Source organism: Gimesia chilikensis (genome assembly GCF_007744075.1).
Classification (GTDB): Bacteria; Planctomycetota; Planctomycetia; order Planctomycetales; family Planctomycetaceae; genus Gimesia; species Gimesia chilikensis_A.
In genome coordinates, this window is sequence record NZ_CP036266.1 from 7,480,790 (window position 1) to 7,501,736 (window position 20,947).

General features: G+C 55.3%; 18 protein-coding genes. 7 read left to right on the plus strand and 11 right to left on the minus strand.

Annotated elements, in window-relative coordinates; translation table 11 throughout:
* Positions 1–135: 135 nt before the first annotated feature.
* Positions 136–1,152, minus strand: a complete 1,017-nt coding sequence (locus tag HG66A1_RS28250; RefSeq protein ID WP_232106692.1) for a DUF1080 domain-containing protein — start codon at positions 1,150–1,152, stop codon at positions 136–138.
* 415 nt (positions 1,153–1,567) lie between these two features.
* Here HG66A1_RS28250 and HG66A1_RS28255 point away from each other — a divergent pair, with 415 nt between their 5' ends.
* The 5 genes from HG66A1_RS28255 (at position 1,568) to HG66A1_RS28275 (ending at position 8,641) form a co-directional block, all read left to right on the plus strand.
* A complete protein-coding gene (locus HG66A1_RS28255; RefSeq protein WP_145192262.1) occupies positions 1,568–1,852 on the plus strand; it encodes a DUF3311 domain-containing protein in 285 nt (94 codons plus the stop codon).
* The gene (locus HG66A1_RS28260; RefSeq protein WP_145192266.1) at positions 1,852–3,858 is read left to right on the plus strand and encodes a sodium:solute symporter family protein; all 2,007 of its coding nucleotides are present in this window, start codon (positions 1,852–1,854) and stop codon (positions 3,856–3,858) included. Before HG66A1_RS28255 ends, HG66A1_RS28260 begins: the two co-directional genes overlap by 1 nt.
* A 94-nt stretch (positions 3,859–3,952) precedes the next feature.
* A complete protein-coding gene (locus HG66A1_RS28265) occupies positions 3,953–4,384 on the plus strand; it encodes an acyl-CoA thioesterase (RefSeq protein ID WP_145192268.1) in 432 nt (143 codons plus the stop codon).
* 20 nt (positions 4,385–4,404) lie between these two features.
* The gene (locus tag HG66A1_RS28270) at positions 4,405–5,097 is read left to right on the plus strand and encodes an ABC transporter ATP-binding protein (protein ID WP_145192271.1); all 693 of its coding nucleotides are present in this window, start codon (positions 4,405–4,407) and stop codon (positions 5,095–5,097) included.
* Between the two features lie 34 nt (positions 5,098–5,131).
* Entirely contained in the window at positions 5,132–8,641 is a 3,510-nt protein-coding gene (locus HG66A1_RS28275; RefSeq protein ID WP_145192274.1) for an ABC transporter permease, read from the plus strand.
* 81 nt (positions 8,642–8,722) lie between these two features.
* Here the strand turns inward: HG66A1_RS28275 and HG66A1_RS28280 are convergent, their stop codons facing one another.
* On the minus strand, positions 8,723–8,965 hold the full coding sequence (locus tag HG66A1_RS28280; RefSeq protein ID WP_145192277.1) for a hypothetical protein: 243 nt from the start codon (positions 8,963–8,965) through the stop codon (positions 8,723–8,725).
* A gap of 569 nt (positions 8,966–9,534) precedes the next feature.
* The gene (locus tag HG66A1_RS28285; protein ID WP_145181142.1) at positions 9,535–10,488 is read right to left on the minus strand and encodes an IS110 family transposase; all 954 of its coding nucleotides are present in this window, start codon (positions 10,486–10,488) and stop codon (positions 9,535–9,537) included.
* 383 nt (positions 10,489–10,871) lie between these two features.
* On the opposite strand from HG66A1_RS28285, the gene HG66A1_RS28290 reads away from it, so the two are divergent.
* Entirely contained in the window at positions 10,872–11,318 is a 447-nt protein-coding gene (locus tag HG66A1_RS28290) for a hypothetical protein (RefSeq protein WP_145192280.1), read from the plus strand.
* Between the two features lie 301 nt (positions 11,319–11,619).
* On the opposite strand, the gene HG66A1_RS28295 is transcribed toward HG66A1_RS28290, so the two are convergent.
* The 8 genes from HG66A1_RS28295 to HG66A1_RS28330 form a co-directional block, all read right to left on the minus strand.
* The gene (locus tag HG66A1_RS28295; RefSeq protein ID WP_145192283.1) at positions 11,620–12,084 is read right to left on the minus strand and encodes a hypothetical protein; all 465 of its coding nucleotides are present in this window, start codon (positions 12,082–12,084) and stop codon (positions 11,620–11,622) included.
* 57 nt (positions 12,085–12,141) lie between these two features.
* Entirely contained in the window at positions 12,142–12,834 is a 693-nt protein-coding gene (locus HG66A1_RS28300; protein ID WP_145192286.1) for a hypothetical protein, read from the minus strand.
* Positions 12,835–13,105: 271 nt separating this feature from the next.
* Positions 13,106–13,981: a HEAT repeat domain-containing protein gene (locus HG66A1_RS28305; RefSeq protein ID WP_145192289.1), complete on the minus strand. Its 876-nt coding sequence runs from the start codon at positions 13,979–13,981 to the stop codon at positions 13,106–13,108.
* Between the two features lie 392 nt (positions 13,982–14,373).
* The gene (locus tag HG66A1_RS28310; RefSeq protein WP_145192292.1) at positions 14,374–14,811 is read right to left on the minus strand and encodes a hypothetical protein; all 438 of its coding nucleotides are present in this window, start codon (positions 14,809–14,811) and stop codon (positions 14,374–14,376) included.
* 65 nt (positions 14,812–14,876) lie between these two features.
* Complete coding sequence (locus tag HG66A1_RS28315) at positions 14,877–15,638, minus strand: DUF4272 domain-containing protein (protein ID WP_315851644.1); 762 nt, start codon at positions 15,636–15,638, stop codon at positions 14,877–14,879.
* Positions 15,639–15,686: 48 nt separating this feature from the next.
* Complete coding sequence (locus HG66A1_RS28320; RefSeq protein WP_145192298.1) at positions 15,687–16,115, minus strand: hypothetical protein; 429 nt, start codon at positions 16,113–16,115, stop codon at positions 15,687–15,689.
* Positions 16,116–16,435: 320 nt separating this feature from the next.
* On the minus strand, positions 16,436–18,127 hold the full coding sequence (gene ilvD / locus HG66A1_RS28325) for a dihydroxy-acid dehydratase (RefSeq protein WP_145192301.1): 1,692 nt from the start codon (positions 18,125–18,127) through the stop codon (positions 16,436–16,438).
* 79 nt (positions 18,128–18,206) lie between these two features.
* On the minus strand, positions 18,207–18,497 hold the full coding sequence (locus tag HG66A1_RS28330) for a putative quinol monooxygenase (protein ID WP_145192304.1): 291 nt from the start codon (positions 18,495–18,497) through the stop codon (positions 18,207–18,209).
* A 437-nt stretch (positions 18,498–18,934) separates the two neighbouring features.
* On the opposite strand from HG66A1_RS28330, the gene HG66A1_RS28335 reads away from it, so the two are divergent.
* Positions 18,935–20,941 (plus strand): sigma-54-dependent Fis family transcriptional regulator, encoded by a 2,007-nt coding sequence (locus HG66A1_RS28335; protein ID WP_232106693.1) that lies wholly within the window; start codon positions 18,935–18,937, stop codon positions 20,939–20,941.
* Positions 20,942–20,947: the final 6 nt, after the last annotated feature.

Consider the following 20,947-nt stretch of genomic DNA (forward strand, 5'->3'; position numbering starts at 1 on the left):
GCAGCTTACGACACCGCTGTCTTATTGTACCTGCTTTGATCGGCAAGACAAGACGCGAACGGAAATATCCCGCTCTACCAGCTGCGCGGATTCTCAGCGCAGCTGGGATGAGACAGACAAGGCTCTGAAACCTGCTTATTTGTCACACAACAGTGACTGGCAGGGAAAGCAGTACTGCGGATCAGGCTGGTCGCTCAGATCCACGATCCAGATATTGCGAAAACGAACCGGATTCCGGTGATCCTGCAGCTTGATCGGATACAGCTCCGGTCCTTCCTGCTTACCACCGCCGGTCTTGGCGATAATCGCATAATCCTGGTGGACGGGAACCCCATTCAACAGCACGGTGATGTAAGCATCCTTGATCTTCTTCCCGTCCGCATCGAATTTGGGAGCAACAAAACCGATGTCATATGTCTGCCAGGACAAAGGTGGAAAACACATGTTGATGCGGGGACGCTTTTGCTTGTACAGACCACCGCACTCGTTCTCGACCCCTTCCAGGCCAAATGAATCCAGCACCTGGACTTCGTAGCGGCTCTGCAGATAAATCCCACTGTTGCTGCGTGCCTGTCCGACAGCGTAAGGCATATAAGGCAGACGGAATTCGACATGCAGGCGATAGCTGCGATAGGTATGCTTGAACTCGGTCCCCTCTTTCAGCAGACCTCCGGGAGTGATTTCGCCCCCGGTCAGCTCATCCACAGAAGAACCATCGAAAATCACAGTGGCCCCCGGTGGTGGCGTTGCGCCCAGAGTCACACTGCTCCGCTGATATTTAGTCAGCTGGCCCAGCAGATGCCCTCTGTGATCCAGAATTTCTACGGGACCATTCTTGTAAACCTGTAGCGTCAGGTCTTTGCCCTGCAGTGTCAGAATGTCCCCGTCCCGGGTTCCTTCCAACTCTTCACGGGCAGAGAGGTCCCAGCCATTGCCGGGCAGTCCGCCCTGGTAAAGCGAGGCGATGAAATGTCCATCACCGCGGGCAACCACCTGCAACCCCAAGGCAGCGGAGCCACACCAGTTGCAGTCGGATCCGAGCGATCCATAGTATTCACCCTGATAGAAAAAATCATCGTCGACATTCTTCAGATCGACCACGGCATAGTTCTTGTCGCCTTTAGGGGCCTGAGCAAATGCTGCGGATGTCATTACGCAGCCTAAACAGCACAATCCTACGAACGCCTGACGCAACATTGATTCTCTATCCTCTCTATAAGCCATAGTCGAAATAGTCCGACCCTTTTATGTAAGCCCCCATTCTGAGGAGACTCACCCCGATTTGCAAGCCTTGAATTCAGGATTGGCCTATCTCTATCACGGCTCCTGCAGAGCAGTTCCGGTGTTAACGAACATTAACATTTCCGCGAAATCGAGGGTACGATCAGCAGGATTATGACGACAAAACGAACCGGTATGTTGTGACCTCACTTCATTTTTGGCACAATAGTTCAACAGTGCGATTCTGCAGGTCGTCGCTTGAGCCTGCTTCCCGCCGAAATCGGTTCTGCCCCGGCAGAGCCTGACCCACCCAGTCATGACTCTTGCAACACAGAAAAGATGACCTATGAGATACGCCGTTTATGGATTGGTTGTCATACTAATCGTTCTCCACCAGGACAACTGGCTCTGGGATGACAAAAGACTCATCTTCGGATTCATGCCGATCACCCTGCTCTACCAGGCAGGAATCTCTATCGGCGCCGCCATTGTCTGGTTTCTGGCGACCAAATTTGCCTGGCCTCACCATCTGGAAGAAATCGCCCAGGATTCCCCCACCCCGGCACCTGCTCCCACAGCAGCCCTCAAATCTGCCCCAGAATCTGACCAGGAAACAGGAGACACAGAATAATGATTCAGTTGGTAATTATTGGAATCTACTTGAGTTTGCTGCTGTTTCTGGGCGTGTTCTCCAGTCGTCTGTTTAAAGGAACCAGTAAGGACTACATGCTCGCCAGTCATTCGATTGGCCCGTTTCTGCTGCTGATGTCGATCTTCGGCACCACGATGACCGCCTTCGCACTGGTCGGTTCCAGTGGGGAAGCCTACAAAGAAGGGGTCGGGGTCTACGGGATGCTCGCCTCTTCCAGCGGGATCATCCACTCGCTCTGCTTCTTCCTGCTCGGGATCAAACTCTGGTCCTGGGGACATAAATACGGTTACACCACCCAGATTCAGTTCTTCCGCGAACGTCTGGAAAGCGACAAGATCGGCGTGATCCTCTTCCCGATTCTCGTCGGACTGGTAATTCCTTACCTGCTGATCGGCGTCATGTCTTCGGGCGTGGTCATCAGCAGTATTACGGAAGGTGCCTTCGACAGCGCTTTCGCCGCCTACGATTACGGCATCCCCCCCTGGCTCGGTTCGCTGGTCATCAGCCTCGTCGTGCTGATCTACGTCTTCTTCGGCGGGATGCGGGGAACCGCCTGGGCTAACACATTCCAGACCATCGTGTTCATGATACTCGGTGTCGTCACCTTCTTCGTGATTTCCAGCAAACTGGGTGGCCTGCAGGCTGCCAGCGATGCGGTGCTCGAAAAGAACCCCTCGAAACTCATGCGGGCCGTCGATCCCAAAGACCGCGCCGCTTATGCGAAACGTTATGAGACCTGGACCCTGATCGCTAAATACAATTACGCGACCCGCGTCCTTAAAACACTGACACTCACTCCCGAGCAGAAAGCCGCAGCTTACGAGGAATTCAAACCCCGTATGCCCAACTGGCAGATGACCGCCGAAGCCGTCTACGCCGCCAAGAACGGTCTCTACGAACTGACCACCGAACAGACCAACCTCGCCCTGCTCAAACAGGACGACCGCGTCAAGCCGGATCCCTTCCCCGAGAAGTGGACCACCGACCTGATGTCGCATCATGCCCTGCAGGAATATCCGCGGAAAGCCAATGCGGAAGACGAACAGGCGATGCTGATCTTCGGCGATAAAATCGGTCACCCCAACCACGATCTGGATCCCAACGATCCTTCCAAGGGTAAAAAGTGGACGATCAAAAAAGCGCTCGGCGTTTACCGGGCCACGAACTGGGCTCCCGATGCACCACATCCGATGAGCAAGCTCGTTTTCTTCACTTACTTCTTCGTCCCCCTCTCGGTCGGCATGTTCCCCCACCTGTTCCAGCACTGGCTTACCGCCCGTTCTGCAGGGACATTTAAACTTCCCGTGGTCGCACACCCGCTGTTCATCATGATTGTCTGGGTTCCCTGCGTCCTGGTCGGTGTCTGGGCAACCTCCGCCACCTTCAACGGGGCACCGCTCTTCCCGCCACACTTCCCGGCGAACGCGGTCCTCGCGGCGATGGTGAAGAAGATGACCTCCCCCGTTCTCGCTGGCTTCCTGACGGCAGGGATTCTGGCGGCCATCATGTCTTCGCTGGACAGTCAGTTCCTCTGTATCGGCACCATGTTTACCGAAGACATTGTCGTACATTATGGCGGAAAAGACCGTTTTACAGATAAACAGGTTGTCCTCATGGCCCGGACCTTTATTATTCTGGTGGTAGCGATCACCTACGGTTTCAGTCTGCTGGAGCCGCGGCGGGTCTTTACCCTCGGTGTCTGGTGCTTCAGTGGGTTTTCCAGCCTGTTCCCCATCATCTTTGCTGCGGTCTACTGGAAACGCCTCACCAAGCCCGGCGCTTACGCAGGTGTCCTGGTCGCCTTCGGTACCTGGCTCTACCTGTTTAAAGAAGCCGGTTACGCCTTGAAGCCGAACTACACCTTCCTGGGCATGATGCCGGTAGCCACCATGGTGGTCGCCTCCGCGGTCGCCATGATCCTGGTCTCCCTGGTCACCAGACCTCCCAGCAAGGAAACCCTCGTGCGGTTCTTCCCGGAAGACTAATTCCCCGGAACCGCCTGTAACAGGTTTTAATCTCACAGCAGACTGCAGGTTTAAGGCCGCAGTCTGCTGTTTTCTGATTTCTATTGAGAGATGCATGTCCTGCACTTTTAAAACAATTCGCCGTGTGGAATTTCACGAAACGGACATGGCCGGCATTGTCCACTTCTCTAACTTCTACAAATATATGGAACAGGCCGAGCACGAATACTATCGCTCGCTCGACATGACCATCGTCGATAAACAGCCCGACGGCTCCGTCATCGGCTGGCCGCGGGTCTCCGCCCAATGCTCTTTTGAATCTCCCGCTTTCTATGGTGATCTCCTCGAAATTCGTCTCACCATCGAACGGGTCGGCGTCAAATCGCTGACTATCGAATACGACTTCTGGCGGGACGAAACCAAAATCGCCAAAGGACGCATGAAAACCGTCTGCTGCCATTTCACGCATGGCGAACCGATGAAGTCCATCGAGATCCCCGAGTGGATTCAACAGAAAATTGAAGACTCACAGCATCCCACAACCTGACTCTACCGGCAGGGACTGACATGAATGACGCTCCCGAGCAATTAGTTGTCCGCAACTTAACTAAACAGTTCACCCTCGCCGATGAATCGCTGTCGATTCTCGCCGGCGTGGATCTCACCCTCAACCGCGGCGAGGCACTCGCCATTACCGGTCCCTCCGGTTCCGGCAAGAGCACGCTGCTCTACATCCTCGGCGTGCTCGATCAGCCTACCGCGGGTGAAGTCATCCAGTTCAACCAGAACCCGTTCGTCCTCAGTGCCAAGGAACAAGCCGAGTTTCGCAACCAGAATATTGGTTTCATCTTTCAGGACCATCACCTGATGCCCCAGTTCTCGGTTCTCGAAAATGTCCTGATTCCCACCATGGTTCATCAGGGATCCTCCAGCGACGCCGAGGAACGTGCCCGTCATCTGCTGGAACGCGTCGGGCTCAAAGATCGACTCAATCATCGTCCCGCCCAGATTTCCGGAGGCGAACGCCAGCGGGTCGCGGTCTGCCGGGCCTTGATCAATAATCCGCGTCTGCTGCTCGCTGACGAACCCACGGGAAACCTGGACCGGGCCAACACCGAAGCCATCGGCAAACTCCTGCTGGAAATCAACCAGGAACAGAACACCATTCTGATCTGCGTCACCCACAGCAGCGAACTGGCGGCCCTCTTTCCGCAACATCAAAGATTACGCGACGGTCTCCTCGTGACCGAATCGGTCTGAAATCGAATGTTCTAACTGCAGAAGAGTTCGAGTTATGAATCAAGCGCGCTTTGTCATTAAAAGTCTGACTTATCACTGGCGCACCAACCTCGCCGTACTCCTCGGAGTCATCGCGGCCACCGCTGTCATCGGCGGCGCCCTCATCGTCGGCGATTCCGTTCGCGCCAGCCTCAGACAGATGACGCTCGACCGTCTCGGCAAAATCGACTATGTCGTCTCCGGGCACCGCTTCTTCCGCGAACAGCTGGCCGACGATCTGCAGAAGTCCTCCTCTCTGCCGGAGAGTATCGAAACCATCGCACCGGCGCTCGTCCTCCGTGGATCGCTGGAAAAGAACCGGGAAGACCTGCACCTCCGCGTCGGTCAGGTCAACATCTTCGGCACCGATGAACGTCTCTGGTCGCTCCTCGATCACGGCGACATCCCTGCCCCCGAAGACGATCAGGCCATTCTCAACTCCCGCGTCGCAGAACAGCTCGAAGCCTCCGTCGGCGATCAGATTACCCTCTGGATCGAACTCCCTTCCGCCATTCCCCGCGATTCGCTGCTGGGTGAGAAGGAAGAACAGTCGGTCGAAATCACCCTCACCGTCAGCCAGATTCTCGACGAAGACTCCAAGGCCGGCCGCCTCGCTCTGCTCCCCAATCAACAGCTCCCGCTCGACCTGTTTCTCTCGCTCGACACCCTGCAGGCCGCGCTCGACCTCGATGAGATTCAACCCTCTCGCCGCGATCCAATACAACGGCCCGCCCGGGTCAACTCCCTCTTTTTCAGCTCCCACGCAGAATCGATCCCCGACTCTCCCCAGGCCCGCATCGTCGCCCAGGGCCTGGAATCCGCTCTTAAACAGAGCCTCACACTCGCAGATCTGAACCTCAAAATCATTCCCAACCAGCAACGGAACTACCTCTCGCTCGAAAGCGAGCAGATGATTCTCGACCCGCAGATAGAACAGGCCGGTCGCGAAGCTGCGAAAAAACTCGACGTCGCCACTTCGCCCGTCATGGTTTACATCGCCAACGAATTCAGTCCGCTGAAGCCCCCCACCGGCACAGAAAAAACGCCCTACTCCATGTATTCCATCGTCGCTGGCCTCGACTTCCCTGAGCAGCCACCGTTCGGCCCTTTTAAATTCATCGGCGCTAAACCAAAACTTCCGCTCAAGGAAAACGAAATCGTCCTCAACGAATGGCTGGCCAACGACCTTAAGACCAAAGTCGGCGATCAACTGCGGATGAAATACCACGTCGTCGGCTCCCGGGGAGAACTGCCCGAAGTCGAACAGACCTTCACCGTCGCAGGCATCGTTGCCCTCGATGGCACTCCCGCAGCCGACCGCAAGCTGACGCCCGATATGGAAGGCATCACCGATGCAGACACCTTCGGCGACTGGGAACAGCCCTTCCCCATGAAACTCGATAAGGTCACCGACCGCGACGAAGAATACTGGGACAAATATAAAGCCACTCCCAAAGCTTTCCTCGCCCTGGAAACCGCCCAGACGCTCTGGAACAGCCGCTACGGCACTTTGACATCGCTCCGCTTCGCAACCCTGCCCGACAAAAACACGGAGGAAACATCGTCCGCGTTCGCCGCGTCGCTGCTCAGCAATATCGATGTTCTCAAAATGGGACTCGCCATTCAGCCCATCAAATTTCTCGGACTCGCTGCCGCCAGCGGAACCACCGATTTCAGTGGTCTCTTTATCGGTTTCAGCTTCTTCATCATCCTCTCGGCCATCATCCTCATTCGGCTGCTGTTCAAGCTGGGCGTCGATCGTCGCGTCTCTTCCATCGGCCTGCTCTCCGCTATCGGCTTTACCCCCGCACAGGTCAGGCAGATCATTTTCAAGGAAGCCCTCCTGGTCATCCTCTCCGGAGGCATCCTCGGTATCCTGGCTGCCATCGGCTATGCGTCGCTCATGTTGTATGGTCTCAGAACCTGGTGGATCGGCGCCATCGGCACCCGCTTCCTGTTCGTCGACCTGACTCCCCAGAGCCTCGCTATCGGCTTTCTGATCGCGGTCTTCTTCTCCGGCTTCGTGATCTGGAAATCGATGTCCGAACTGAAACAGATCTCGATTCGCGGCCTCCTGTCCGGCGTAAACAGTCCCGACCAGGAACCGGCTCGTGCCGCAAAACGCGTCGGCCTCACCTGGAAGATCTCCACGGTCCTCGCGCTCGTACTGGTCCTCGCTACCGTGACCGGAATCATTCCCAAACAGGAAGCCTTTTCCGGCTTCTCCCTGCAGACGGTCTGCTTCTTCCTCGTTGGAACGCTCTCGCTGGTTGCCAGCCTCAGCTTCCTCTCCAGTTTTCTCCACACCGATTCCACCACCCCCATTCAGGGCAACGGCGGCTTCGCTCTGGTGAAGCTCGGCTTCCGTAACGCCGGTCGCTTCCGTCAACGCAGCGTCCTTACCACCGCACTCATCGCCTCGGCCACCTTTGTTCTCGTCTCCGTCGCCGCCGGACATCGTAACCCCGCCGTCGAAGAACCCGACAAAGACTCCGGTAACGGCGGCTTTACCCTCGTCGCGGAAACCTCGTCCCCCCTGATCTTTGACCTCAACACAGTCGACGGTCGCGACAAAATGCTGGTCAACGCTCCCGACGATCCCGAAACGAAACGGCTGCTCAAAGAAATGCAGGCGATCCCCTTCCGCGTCAAGCCGGGTGAGAACGCCAGCTGCCTGAATATCTATCAAACCACCGTCCCCACCATCCTCGGCGTGCCGCAGGAACTCATCGAACGAGGCGGCTTCAAATTCGCCGACACCCCGGGCGACAATCCCTGGGAACTGCTCAACCAGCCGCAGAACGATGGCTCCATCCCCGCGCTGGGTGATATGAATACGCTCATGTACAGCCTCCATAAAGGCATCGGTGCCAGTGTCGGCATTCCCTCCGACGAACGTCCCGAACACGAATTGAAAATCAAAGGCATGTTCGATGGCAGTATCTTCCAGGGCGTGCTGCTCATCTCGGAACAGCACTTCCAGCAGCTCTTCCCCGAACAGGCCGGCTTCCAGTATTTCCTGATTGAAGTCCCCACGAAAGATGCCATGCAGCTCTCCTCCATCCTTGAGACTGGTCTCACCGAATACGGCTTCGATGCCGACCTCGTCGCCAATCGTCTCGCCGACTTCCTCGCCGTCCAGAACACGTACCTCTCCACATTCCAGACACTGGGCGGCCTCGGTCTCCTCCTCGGCACCCTGGGGCTGGCAACCGTCATGCTGCGAAACGTCGTTGAACGAAGAAGCGAACTGGCCCTGCTCCGCGCCGTTGGCATGACCGGCTCCGATGTCGCGTTGATCGTCCTCGCGGAAAACGCCTTCCTGCTGATCTGGGGACTCGCGTCCGGCATCGTCTCGGCTCTGCTGGCGATGCTGCCCCACCTGCTCTCCACCGGAGCGGATATCCCCTGGTTCAGCGGTATGGTAATCCTGCTCGCGGTGCTGATTACCGGTATGCTGTCTGCCTTTTTCGCAGTCCTCTCCGCGGTCCGGGCTCCCATCCTGGCGACACTGAGATCACACTAAACACAGATAGAAACCCGCCTCTGGTGGGTGCTGATTGTTCAGAACGGCGCGACCGTGTCAACAACGGTTACCACCATCGGCTCACGATGCGGATTTGCGTTCCAGCACTTTGGCGACGATGTAGGCGAGAGTCCCTGCACTCACAGCACTCAGCACGACCGCAATCCCCAACGATCCCCAGTCGCCCGCCGATTCTCGAAAGGCCTCACGAATCTCCCGGCTGACAACGAAACCGAAAAAGAGACCGATGGATAAAGCCACCATCTGATATTTAGGCACCGCCTGATTCACATCGGCTTTGCTCTCTTCTGATTCATTCGTCATCACAAGCCCTTTCACTTCAGTCCGTCAAACGACACTCAGCTGTAAGTCGTCTATCCTAACACATCCCGATTACTGCACGAAACCTCTTTTTTATTACGGTCCCCAGGCCACTGAACTTTCCGCACTCCCCGCTGAACAGACTCCCCTTGTTCCCCACCTGCCAAAGCGTATCCTGTTCCCATTCTGGCTCGCGCGCGAGGCACGTCAACACATACGGGAATATCCAACACCACTGTCTCAACAACACCTGAATCACCATCGATTTTCACCCTGGCTTCACTGGAACAACCCGCACCGGTTCGCAATTGCTCCCCCTGACAGCCAGGCCACAGCGGGACAAACGCCGGACAGATCGGGACAAATTTCAGGACACACCAGGACAAAATCCCGGACACAAGAGGACAAAATTCTGTCTTGACCCCCACGCGCCCTTCCACACAATCAGCCTCACTCCGGGAAACGGTTAACCGGCCCGGAAGCACTTTACAAAACCAGCAAAAGATAAGGATCAGTTCCATCACAAACACTCGACGATCAATTCCCCTAAACGTAGCGACTGTCTTAAAAAATCAGATTTTAATCACGTTTGCCTCCCATTTTTTCCCTTCTTTGACCATGGTGTTGAGAATGATGAGCAGTTTCCGCATGGCGGCCACGAGGGCGACCATTTTGGACTTTCCATTTTCCACGAGCCGTTTGTAGAACGCTTTGATCCTGGGGTTGTGATTCAGGGCCGTGACGGTGGGCATGTATAACCCGTTCCGGATCCGGACTCGTCCCCCGCCAATCGTTCTTTTCCCACGCAGAGTTCCACTGTCACGGTTGGTGGGAGCCAGGCCGATCAGCCGCGCGATCTGCTTTCGATTCAGACTCCCCAGTTCCGGAAGGTCTGAGATGAGCAGGGCCGCGGTTGTGCCGGCCACACCAGGTACTGACTGCAGGATTTCAGAGCGCTCGCGGGATTCTTCATCCGCGTCAATCAGCTCCTTCAGTTTTTTCTCGATGTGTTTGAGCTGTTTTTTATAGAACTGGATTGAATCGCTAATCATTTTGGCCACTTCCCTGTCCGGGGTGGTTTCCAGGCGGTTCTGCTCCTGGATGATCATCTTGCTGACCTGCTGCCTGCGAGCACTGAATTCCCGCATTTTCTGCTGGACCTGTGTTAAAAGTGGGGTAATCCGCGGCTGCATCACCTGGGCAAATTCCATGATCGTGTGCGCGTCAATCTGATCGGTTTTCGCCAGCCGGTTCTTGGCGCGGGCAAAGTCCCGGATCTGCCGAGGGTTGACGACGGCGACTGGAAACCCATGCTTGTGTAGACAGGCAACGAGTTTTCGTTCCAGTCCTCCCGTTGCTTCCAGGCAGATCAGTTTGGGCTGAGTCTTCTGAAGCACCTGCATGAACTGTTTCATCCCGTCGGGTGTGTACTCATAAACGGAACCTTTGGGACGACCTGAAATTCTGGTATCAAACTTAGATTTTGAAATGTCAATTCCGACGTGATCTGTGTTATGCTGTTGCATGCTAAGGCCCTTCCTTGCTGATACGAGCTGGTGGTGGTGCACCGCTCAGGCGACTGTACGGGTTAAGGCATGGAGAAGCGAGTGGCGATCAAGCTACAAATCGGTCTTTAGGACCAGGGGCAACCACGATCTGACACTCGCCACCAATGCTTCCCGCCTTTAAAGGCGGGAAGCATTGGCTTTATCTGCCTATCAAATCAAAGAACTGCAGACAGTCAAGAGCAGATACAAGGGGCGACCCTGTGTGGTCGCCCGCAGAGACGACGAGTTTTGTATTGAGATATTTCGAAATGTATCACAGTCCGTGCTCCATCCTTAAGCAGTTCATTTTCAACAGGAAGGGCTGGCACTCAAACAAGCTCCCCACAGCAAAGGATTCACCCATGACCGAACCCACAACTCCTCCCCGCAGATATCTCTCCCGAGACGAACAGACCGTCGTCGTCCGTCTCATCCAGAAAATGATCGCCCTCGGCAGATACGCATCCGACATCAAAACCGCGATCGCCGCCCGTTACAATCTCAGCCGTCGCTCCGCCACACGCTATCTCCACCGTGCCCGTCGCGAAATGCAGGAATTCGTCGAACGCAAAGACGACGAACACCGCACCGATTCCTTCTACTTCTATCGCAGCATCATCGAAGACCCCGAATCATCCCGGCACGAACGCCTCCGCGCCTGCGAACGCATCGACAAACTCCTGGGCATCGAACTCACCGTCAAGTACACCCAGAGCCGAAACTTCAACAAGTCCATCGAAGAGATCGAGAACATGACCGACGAAGAGCTCAACGACTACTACAACAAGCTCAAGAAAAAATACAGCTGACCCCGAATCCTAACCAAAGGCACCACCCAGGCGAGGTACACCTGCAGCACCAGTGAAAACCAGACACCACGATGCAGATCCCGGTCTCGCCAGGCAGCATCAATATCAGGGGCTCTAAAGCAATCAACAAATCCACCACATGGCTCTACAACAGACCTGCAGATAACACAGCGCCAGCACAACAGACCCTTAGCCGCAGGGCCTTAGCCCCGGTTGAAACAACTTTGGTATGCACCGTTCAAATAAAAAACACGACCGGCCCACCACTTTCGTGTCTTTCGTGCCTTTCGTGGTAGTAAAATCAAAACCCACGTTGTTTGAGTTCATTCTCCAGAACCAGAAGTTTTTCTGCCTGATTCAGCGCATTCCATCGGTGATGTGTCACATGAGGAATCTCCAGATCAACCATTCGGGGTGGCTCGGCGGCCATATAATGACTGATCTCCTCACCCCCGCAATCAGGACAACGGGGCAGCAGATTCATCTGGAATAACCCACCATCCACATCCGGATCACAGGCCACCCCAAAAATGGTTTGCAAAAGATCGGACTGTTCCCTGTCACTCCGGCTCCCGACGCTCGTTTCCAGGCGAAGTAATTGAGCGACTTCCTCATACACCGGGTCGGTGAGCCCATTTAAATAGCGTTCCGCCCGCCGCGTTTCACTCCGCAACAGAAACTCACCATAGACAACGGGAGTCATCTCGTAATGCTCAAACCAGCACTGACAGCTCCCGCACTGATAGCGGTAAATCAGGAAATTCATGGTTCGGGAATAGTCCCTGGCAGAATAATACTAAAAAGAATCAAACAGTTTTGCCTCTTATGCTTTGGCTCTTAGAATTTTATAAACAAACCAGAACAGGTAGCCAAAAGCGAGAATATAAAACACAGTTCCCAGCCGTTGTTCCATCGACCGACGTTCCTGAAGATATTCTTCAAAAGTAAAGACAGGCACCTGCCCCTTGTAAAGTGCGATGACTTGCTTTTCATGATGAGAAAATCGAACTTTATCCCCCGCCTGAATCTGATCCATTCTACTATCAAATAGAGAATTAACAGTTAGCGGATACTCCTGATTTCCTTGTATCAGTTGGATATCAAATTCAGAACCAGGGTTTCTAATCGATTTGACGACTGCATTCTGCAAGACGAGTTGCTTGCCCTTTATCAGATTGGGAATAAAACACTTAAATGATGCAAGAAGAAAAAGGCATAGAAAGAAACTGATAGACTGTAATGCAAAAAACTTGTTTTTAATTAGCCCATCACTTGATTCTCTAACTGAAAAATTGTTCGAAGACTGATTCAATCGCCTGTCACGCCTGACCCGCAATTGAATCGCCAGCACAACCAGCAACACTGAGATCACCACGAGAGTGCTTAGCACCACTCCCTTCGAAATGAGATCCCGGGAGCCAAGTTCCAGGATTAATAAAATCACGACCAGAGTATTGACGCTTAATAAAAGGCCATTTTCAATTTTAAAATCCTGATCACACTTTGAAGCTGCCATAAGGTTGTCCGGAGATGATCATCGAGAAACTCTCAAAAAGGAAATCCTGATACCTGATCAGACTAACGATCCTTAGAGTGTTTTTCCATGCCCCAATTTCCCACAACCTTCACCCCCTAAAGAATGGACTCGAATCTAATCCGAGCCAATTGCAACAAACCAGAAGTCCCAGTTTCTCTCACAATAACCAGAGAGACATTTCCCACTCAAACCCGGCCCACCACTTTCGTGTTTTTCGTGCCTTTCGTGGTAGTAAAATCAAAACCCACGCTCACTTCTTCAACCCCGCGCAATACTCGTGAATTTGATCCAGCTTTGCCTGACGTGCTTTCGCAGCAGCACTCTCATCAGGGGCCTGTTCGATGCGTTCGATTGTCTGCTTGACCCGCGTTTTCAATTGTTCGTCCTCTGTCTGCAGTGCCTCTCGCAACGCCGGCAACAGCGGCTTCGCCTGCCAGCCATAAGTCGCCAGCGCCCCGGCTGCATTCAGCCGCACCCAGTTCTGTTCGTCCTTCAGTAATTTCGCGATCGCGTTCATATTCGATTCACTATAGCGGTTCACCGTCGCCAGGTAGCCGGTACTCCAGCCGCGCACAGTTCGGTCAGTACTGCTCAGGGCCCGGGCATAACGTTTTTCCAGATCGGCCTGTTCGAGCACGACCACCCCTTTGGGGATCTGCAACTGGTCAAACTGGATTTCCCCCCCGATATAAATCGTCAGGATCGGATGCTCATTCCAGATCTGCTCTCCCTGATCCCACGATGCCATATGTTTTGCAATCCCGCCGACCATTTGCAGTTTCCAGTTGAACTTGAATGTCTTGTCTTTCATAAATGAGTTAATTTCAGCCGGTCCCGGTAGCAGCACAACTTCATGCACCTTCTCCGGGGTCGCCGCGAAGTGCTTTAACGCCGCGTTGACTGCTGCAGTATCGCCTTGATAGAAACAAGCCTCACTGCCATTCACCCAGTAGTGGTACACCCGGTGCGTATCATTCACCACCGGCATGATCCCCGGCCACTCCTGGAAGTTCCCCGCATTCAACGGTTTATTACCAAAGTCCTCCATGCCCAGCGCCCACACCGGCCCTGTCAGACAGCTCAGCAGCAACAGACAACCACCCCAACTCAGGAACTTCACACGCATAGCAGTCTCTCCTTCTGAAAGAATTCGCCCCACTCCTGATAGAGACGGCCGCCACCGCACTTTGGTTTCCAGAAATCCCCACAGATTGAATTTTCAGGCAAAATAAACAAATACCCGGGTGGGCTCGAATGCAATTCGAGCCGAGCGCAGCGAGCAGGAGGTCCCAACTCACTCACACAAATCAGAACATCCTACCCTACCTGTAACAGACCAGTGAGGTTCAACTCATCAACAAACAACCTTCACACCGAGACATCCTGTTGCCTCCGGCTATCACGGATTACATCCGCGACTGCCCAGGTTCATTTCACAAACACCTCTTTCGTGTTTTTCGTGCCTTTCGTGGTAGATAAACTACCATTAACAACGTCATCCCCGCCTCGACGCGCGTCTCAACGAACCCCAATCTCCCAGCTCCGCTCGCTGAAAAGATTCAGATCAATAAAATCAACGTCAGCTCCCTGGACGACATCCGACATCAGCACTTCGACATAGCCTGCTCCAAATACTTTATTCAAATCCTGGGACACCCGGGCCGCAAAGGTCTGCAGTTTCTTCTCACTGGAAAACGCAGGCAGCCGTTTCTGGCCGTCAACATCCAGAATCCAGAGCTCCCGTTCATCGCTGGCCAGCTCCCTGGCATCCTCTTCCAGCAACGCCAGTAACTCCTCCTGGGTAAACTCATTCGCATCGAGCATCCGACGCGGCCGTTTAGGAAACAGCAGCCGCCGCGTCTGTAGATAGACGTTCAGCTTCTGCGGATCCTCCTTGCAGGCCACACGCTCCAGATCATCTTTTCCGGTAATCTTCTCCAGTAGACTGGATAACATCGATCGGAACCTTCAAAAAGGCGAACTCGATTTTTAGAACGTCGCTCTCATCCACAACGCCCCGCTTATGTATGGCACAGCGTCTGATCCCAGTCTGTTCCGTCCGCACAGATCCATTCCAGTGCCAGATGACGCTCGTAGCAGATCGAAGCAAAATTCCCCTTGGTTTCTCCATCCAGATCAACCAGGCGTTGCCCGTCGATCAGCAGGTCCACCCCATCATGCTCTACGTTAATCCCTTCCTGTTCGATTCCGTCCAGGGCCCGGCTGACCGTCGCTGCATAACTGTCCCCCGGCGGTGGCTCCATCCCCTGCAGACGCATCACTTCAGTACGGGCCCGCCAGTTCAGAAACTGGGCCTGATGGAGTTCCGCATCCAATGTTTCTTTCCCGCGAATTGCGGCACTATCCAGGAAGCCTTCGATCGGCTGATTGATGGGAACCATAGAATAGATCTCATTCGGATTCCCCACATCATAATAGCTCGGCATCTCCTCGATCACACCAATCGACCAGAGTAATGCTTTCAATGCCTCAACACGCCAGAACGTCTCAAAGATCGCACTGCGATCCCAGTCTCCCAACGGTTGATCGTGCAGCTTGAGTTCAGCTGAAGAGAGTGCGTCGGCAATCCCGTATTCCCCAGCCCACTGCAAGAGACTTTCACCAAACTCCCGATAGCGGTCTGCCTGCTCCGGGATATTCGAAATTCCGTTTTCTGCCTGGGCGCGCATGGCCATCAGCCCCACACACAAAGCACGTTTCGCCACACTCTCCGTCGTCTGCATTTGTCTCTCCTGTCGTGATTCTCTAAACGGTATTTCGATTGAGGACCATTATCGGGAGACGAGCAAGTCCAGTCATACTCCGAACTCTCAGGCAAACAATACATCCTCACCATCACGCGCGGTACGCACACGGTCAGAAAAGCCCTGATAGAAAAAGGGGATATTGTCCGCTGCATCTCCGGATAAGCGTCCGCGAATTTTATCAAACGTCATCAGCGCCACTCGATACCGAGGTTCCCCTGTCACGAGTACCGGCTGGTCGCTTTCATCGCTCCAGCAGTAAGTGCCACCATGTTCAGTGTAACCGACCTGTAGCAGATAAGAACCCATTAACTCACAAATTGTTTCAATTTGTTCAGGACCGATCTGATCTGCAAACTCTGCTGCTTCCGCCAGCATCTCCTCTATGATCGCCAGGCTGTCGGGCGTCAGATCCAACGCCCCACCAGCGCGATCCTGAAACTGAGCCACCGTCAGGGCCGCCTTTTCTTCCACCTGCTGCGCTAATTCTGACATCTCATGCTCCTGGTGTTGAATAACGTAAAATATAAAGGGTAAGCTCGGATGCAATCCGAGCCGAGCGCAGCGAGCAGGAGGTCCCAGCTGACGCATACATATCAGAACGATCTGCCCAACTTGGGGCAGACAGGGTGAGGCTCAATGCGTCAACAAACAACCGTCACAACGCGACCACCCAGGTTCTTTCCACCACAATCACCACTTTCGTGCTTTTCGTGTCTTTCGTGGTAGTTAAAAACAAGTACACCCAGTCACAAAAAAACGCCCGCAGCCAACCGGCTCCGGGCGTTTCTGATTTCAACAGTTCAAGCCAACGCTTACTCGTCGGTCACACAACCTTCGGAAGCCGACTTCACGTTCTTGATGTATTTATACAAAGTACCCCGCGTGTATTTGAACGGGGGAGCCGTCCAGGCTTTGCGGCGTTCTTCGAGTTCTTCGTCGCTGACTTCCATATCGATGCGATTGTTCTCGGCGTCGATGATGACCTTGTCGCCGTTCTTGACCAGGGCAACCGGTCCGCCTTCCTGGGCTTCGGGAGTGATGTGGCCCACGATGAAGCCGTGTGAACCGCCGGAGAAACGACCGTCGGTCAACAGAGCCACGTCTTTACCCAGGCCGGCCCCCATAATGGCCGAAGTCGGAGTCAGCATCTCAGGCATCCCCGGTCCCCCTTTGGGGCCTTCGTAGCGGATGATGATCACATCCCCTTTGCTGATCTTCTTGTCTTCCAGGGCTTTGAGCATGTCTTCTTCGGAATCGAATACGTTGGCGGTTCCTTCGAAAACCAGACCTTCTTTACCAGTGATCTTGGCAACCGCACCGGTGGGAGCCAGGTTCCCTTTCAGGATCTGCAGGTGACCGCTTGGTTTGATCGGGTCACTGACTTTGTGCACGATGTCCTGTCCCTCTTTCAGGCCCGGCAAATCGGCCAGGTTTTCGGAGTGGGTCTTGCCGGTCACCGTCATGCAGTCACCGTTGATCAGACCTTCGGAGATCAGGTACTTCAGCACAGCCGGGGTTCCCCCCTGCTCCTGCAGGTCCGCCATCACGTACTTACCACTGGGTTTGAAGTCTGCCAGCAGCGGAATGCGATCGCTGACCGACTGGAAGTCGTCGATGGTCAGTTCGACATTCACCGAGCGGGCAATCGCCAGCAGGTGCAGGACGGCGTTGGTCGAACCGCCCAGAGCGACAGTCAGCACCATCGCGTTTTCAAAGGCTTCCCGCGTCATGATGTCCCGCGGCTTGAGGTCCAGTTCCAGCAGCTTCTTGATCGCTGCACCAGCCCGGTAACACTCTTCGAGTTTATCGGGATGCTCAGCCGGAATCGACGAGCTGTAAGGCAGTGCCATCCCCAAAGCTTCAATCGCCGACGCCATGGTGTTCGCGGTATACATCCCGCCGCAGGCACCCGCGCCCGGACAGCTCTTCTGCACGATCTGCTTCCGGGTTTCGTCATCAATCGAACCAGCCAGGTATTCCCCGTAGGACTGGAACGCAGAGACGATGTCCAGCTTCTGATTGTTCAGACAGCCGGGAGCAATCGTTCCGCCGTAGACCATGATTGACGGACGGTTGAAACGCCCCATCGCGATCAGACAGCCGGGCATGTTCTTGTCACAGCCGGGCAGTGAAATGTTCGCATCGTACCACTGGGCACAGGTCACGGTTTCGATACTGTCTGCGATCAAATCGCGGGACTGTAAAGAGTACGACATGCCGTCGGTTCCCATCGATATCCCGTCACTCACGCCGATCGTGTTGAACCGCATGCCCACCAGGCCGGATGCTTCCACGCCCTCTTTGACCTTGGCAGCCAGAATATTGAGGTGCATGTTACAGGAGTTACCTTCGTACCAGACGCTGGAAATCCCGACCTGGGCCTTGTTCATATCTTCTTCGGTCATGCCCGTGGCATACAGCATGGCCTGAGATGCCCCCTGCGAACGGGGCTGGGTGATGCGGGAACTGTAACGGTTCAGAATCGGTTGGGAATCGGATGACATCGACGGTTTTCCTCTGTTGTGTAGTACAATATCGTTCAATGATGGGAGACTCGGAGCGGCACGCAGGCACGCTCCCGATTTATTCCACCAGCAGTTTCACCCGGTGGGGCACCCGTTCGACACGGGGCAGCACCTGCGGTTCGTAGATTTCTTTAAACGCCTTTGCTTCGCGGTGCTCCTGCCAGGCCTGTTCGCTGGCCCAGTGTTCCACCAGCACAAAGGTCGCCGGATCGGCTTCCGCATGATAGACGTCAAATCGGAGACAGCCCGGCTCTGTTCGCGACAGGCGGCAGGCTTCCGCCAGCAGACCTTCGATTTCGGTCGCATCCGCTGCGTCTTTCAAGGTCAGAATCACATTGAGACAAAACATAAGCGCTCTCACTCGCGACAGGGAATGAAACATTGCTGTTTGAGAAGTCAGACCTCAGACTCTCTTTTGTTCCCATACAGTAACACTCCGCCGCCCGAAGTGACAGTAAACCACGATTCAATCACCACACCCCACACCAAATCGCCCCCGCAGACCCCGCATCACCCCACCTGAACTATTCGCCAGTACACACACCACACACAACAGGATAAGCAGCCTGGCGAAGCTTTGCCGATCACCACAATCTTCCCGCCTCGGTAAGCTGCAGTGGGCTTTCATCAAGGCGTGCGGAAAAAAACGCAAAATGAGTCCACACTTGGATGACGCATTCCCAACCTTCTGTTATCATTCCGACATGAAAGAGCAGCGAATGGATGACAAAACCTGCCCCTTCCATCACGAAAGAGGCTCTTTTGATTCTTTTGAGGGAGTATCCGGTGAGTAAAATCGAAACAGTGGAATGGCTGGACTGGAAGCGACTGCCATTATTTTCCCGCTTTGATGACGCAGCCTCTCTGATCCAGCTGGGCGACCAGCTGCTCGAAGAAGCGACCCAGCAGACCACGGCCGCCGACTACCTGCGTCAGTTTCTGCCCCAGCTGGCCACCGAACTCTCCTGCCAGTGGTGTACGCTCATCGAACGCACGCCCGAGTGGGAAACCATCTTTGAATTCGGCCGCAACTCCGCCGCCAGCTTCCCCACCAACCTCTGTAACGAAGCCCTCGACCGCGACGCCGCCGGCCTCGGTGCCGATGAGAAAAAGGCCGACTGGTTCTACATCGCCGCCCCCCTGGGCGACGTCCGTCCCGGCACGGTACTGCTCGTCGGCGGTCGCGACCTGACCAGCGAAGCCCTCAGCAACGCCGTCGTCGCGGCCCGCGTATTGGGTTACGCCCTGTCGATCGTGGAGAAACGCGAAAAGCACGTCAAACGGATCGGGCGCCTCGAAACCACACTGCACATCGCCTCCAGCTTTTCGTCGGCCCGCGATACCCAGTCACTGCTGGAACTGATCGCCAAAGAAGCCACCCGCCTGCTCGTCAGCGAACGCTCCAGTATCTTCATCTGGGACCAGGAACACAAACAGGTCGTCGCCTGCCCCGCCCTGGGTGTCGAAGGCAACACGCTCCGCCTCCCCGATGATGTCGGTATTGTCGGCGAAGTGATTCACAGCGGCAAGACCGTCACCGTGGACGACGCCTACAACGACGACCGCTTCGATCCCAGCGTCGACAAATCCAGCGGCTTCCGCACCCGCAACCTGCTCTGCGTCCCGCTCCGCAACAACGCCGGCGAACTGATCGGCGCGTTCGAAGTCATGAACAAGCAGGCCGGCAAGTCCGACTTCGACGACGATGACGCACAGAGCCTCGAAGAGCTCGGCGTGCAGGCCGCCACCGCACTGGAAAACACCCGCGAACTCGAACAGCTCTCCCGCAGCCGCGACCAGCTCACCGAACAGGCCAAACAGAAAGTCCGGATCATCGGCAAGAGCTCGGCCATCGACGCGCTCCGCTCGACCATCGAACGCCTCGCCAGCACCGATCTCCCCGTACTGATCCTCGGCGAAAGCGGAACCGGGAAAGAGGTCGTCAGCCAGTCCCTGCATTACCAGGGCCCCCGCGCCAATACACCGTTCATCGCCGTCAACTGTGCCGCTCTGACGGAAACCCTGCTCGAAAGCGAACTCTTCGGCCACGAGAAAGGTGCCTTTACCGACGCCCACGAAACCCGCATCGGCAAATTCGAACTCGCCGAAGGGGGCACGCTCTTCCTCGACGAGATCGGCGATATGAGCCTGGGCGGCCAGGCCAAACTGCTGCGGGTTCTGGAACAGAAAGTCATCACCCGCGTCGGCGGTTCCGAAAGCATCCCGATCAACGTCCGCGTCGTCGCCGCGACCAATGCGAAACTCGCCGATGCGGTCCGCGACAAAAAGTTCCGCGAAGACCTGTTCTACCGGCTGAGCGTCGTCACTCTCGAACTGCCGCCCCTCCGCGAACGCCCGGAAGACGTCATCCTGCTGGCCGAGTTTTTCCTCACCCAGTTCTGCGGTCAGGCCAACCGCCGCGTGCTGAAGATGTCTGCCGAAGCCAAAAAACGCCTGCAGGCGCACCTCTGGCCCGGCAACGTTCGCGAACTGCGGAACCTGATGGAACGCGTCGCCTTCCTCTGTGCGGGCGACCGCGTCGAAGTCGAAGACCTCGCCTTCATCCTCAGCCCCAGCCGTGACTCCGTCGTCGACATGTCTTCCGATCTGAGCCTCAAAGAAGCCACCCGCCTCTTCCAGCAGGAATACATCCGCCGCACCATCAAACGCGTGGGAGGCAACATGAGCGAAACCGCCAAATGCCTCGGCCTGCACCGCTCCAACCTCTACCGCAAAATGGGCCAGCTGGAAATGCAGGAAGCCAGCGACATGTCCGAAGAAGACGACGACTAAGGGTCG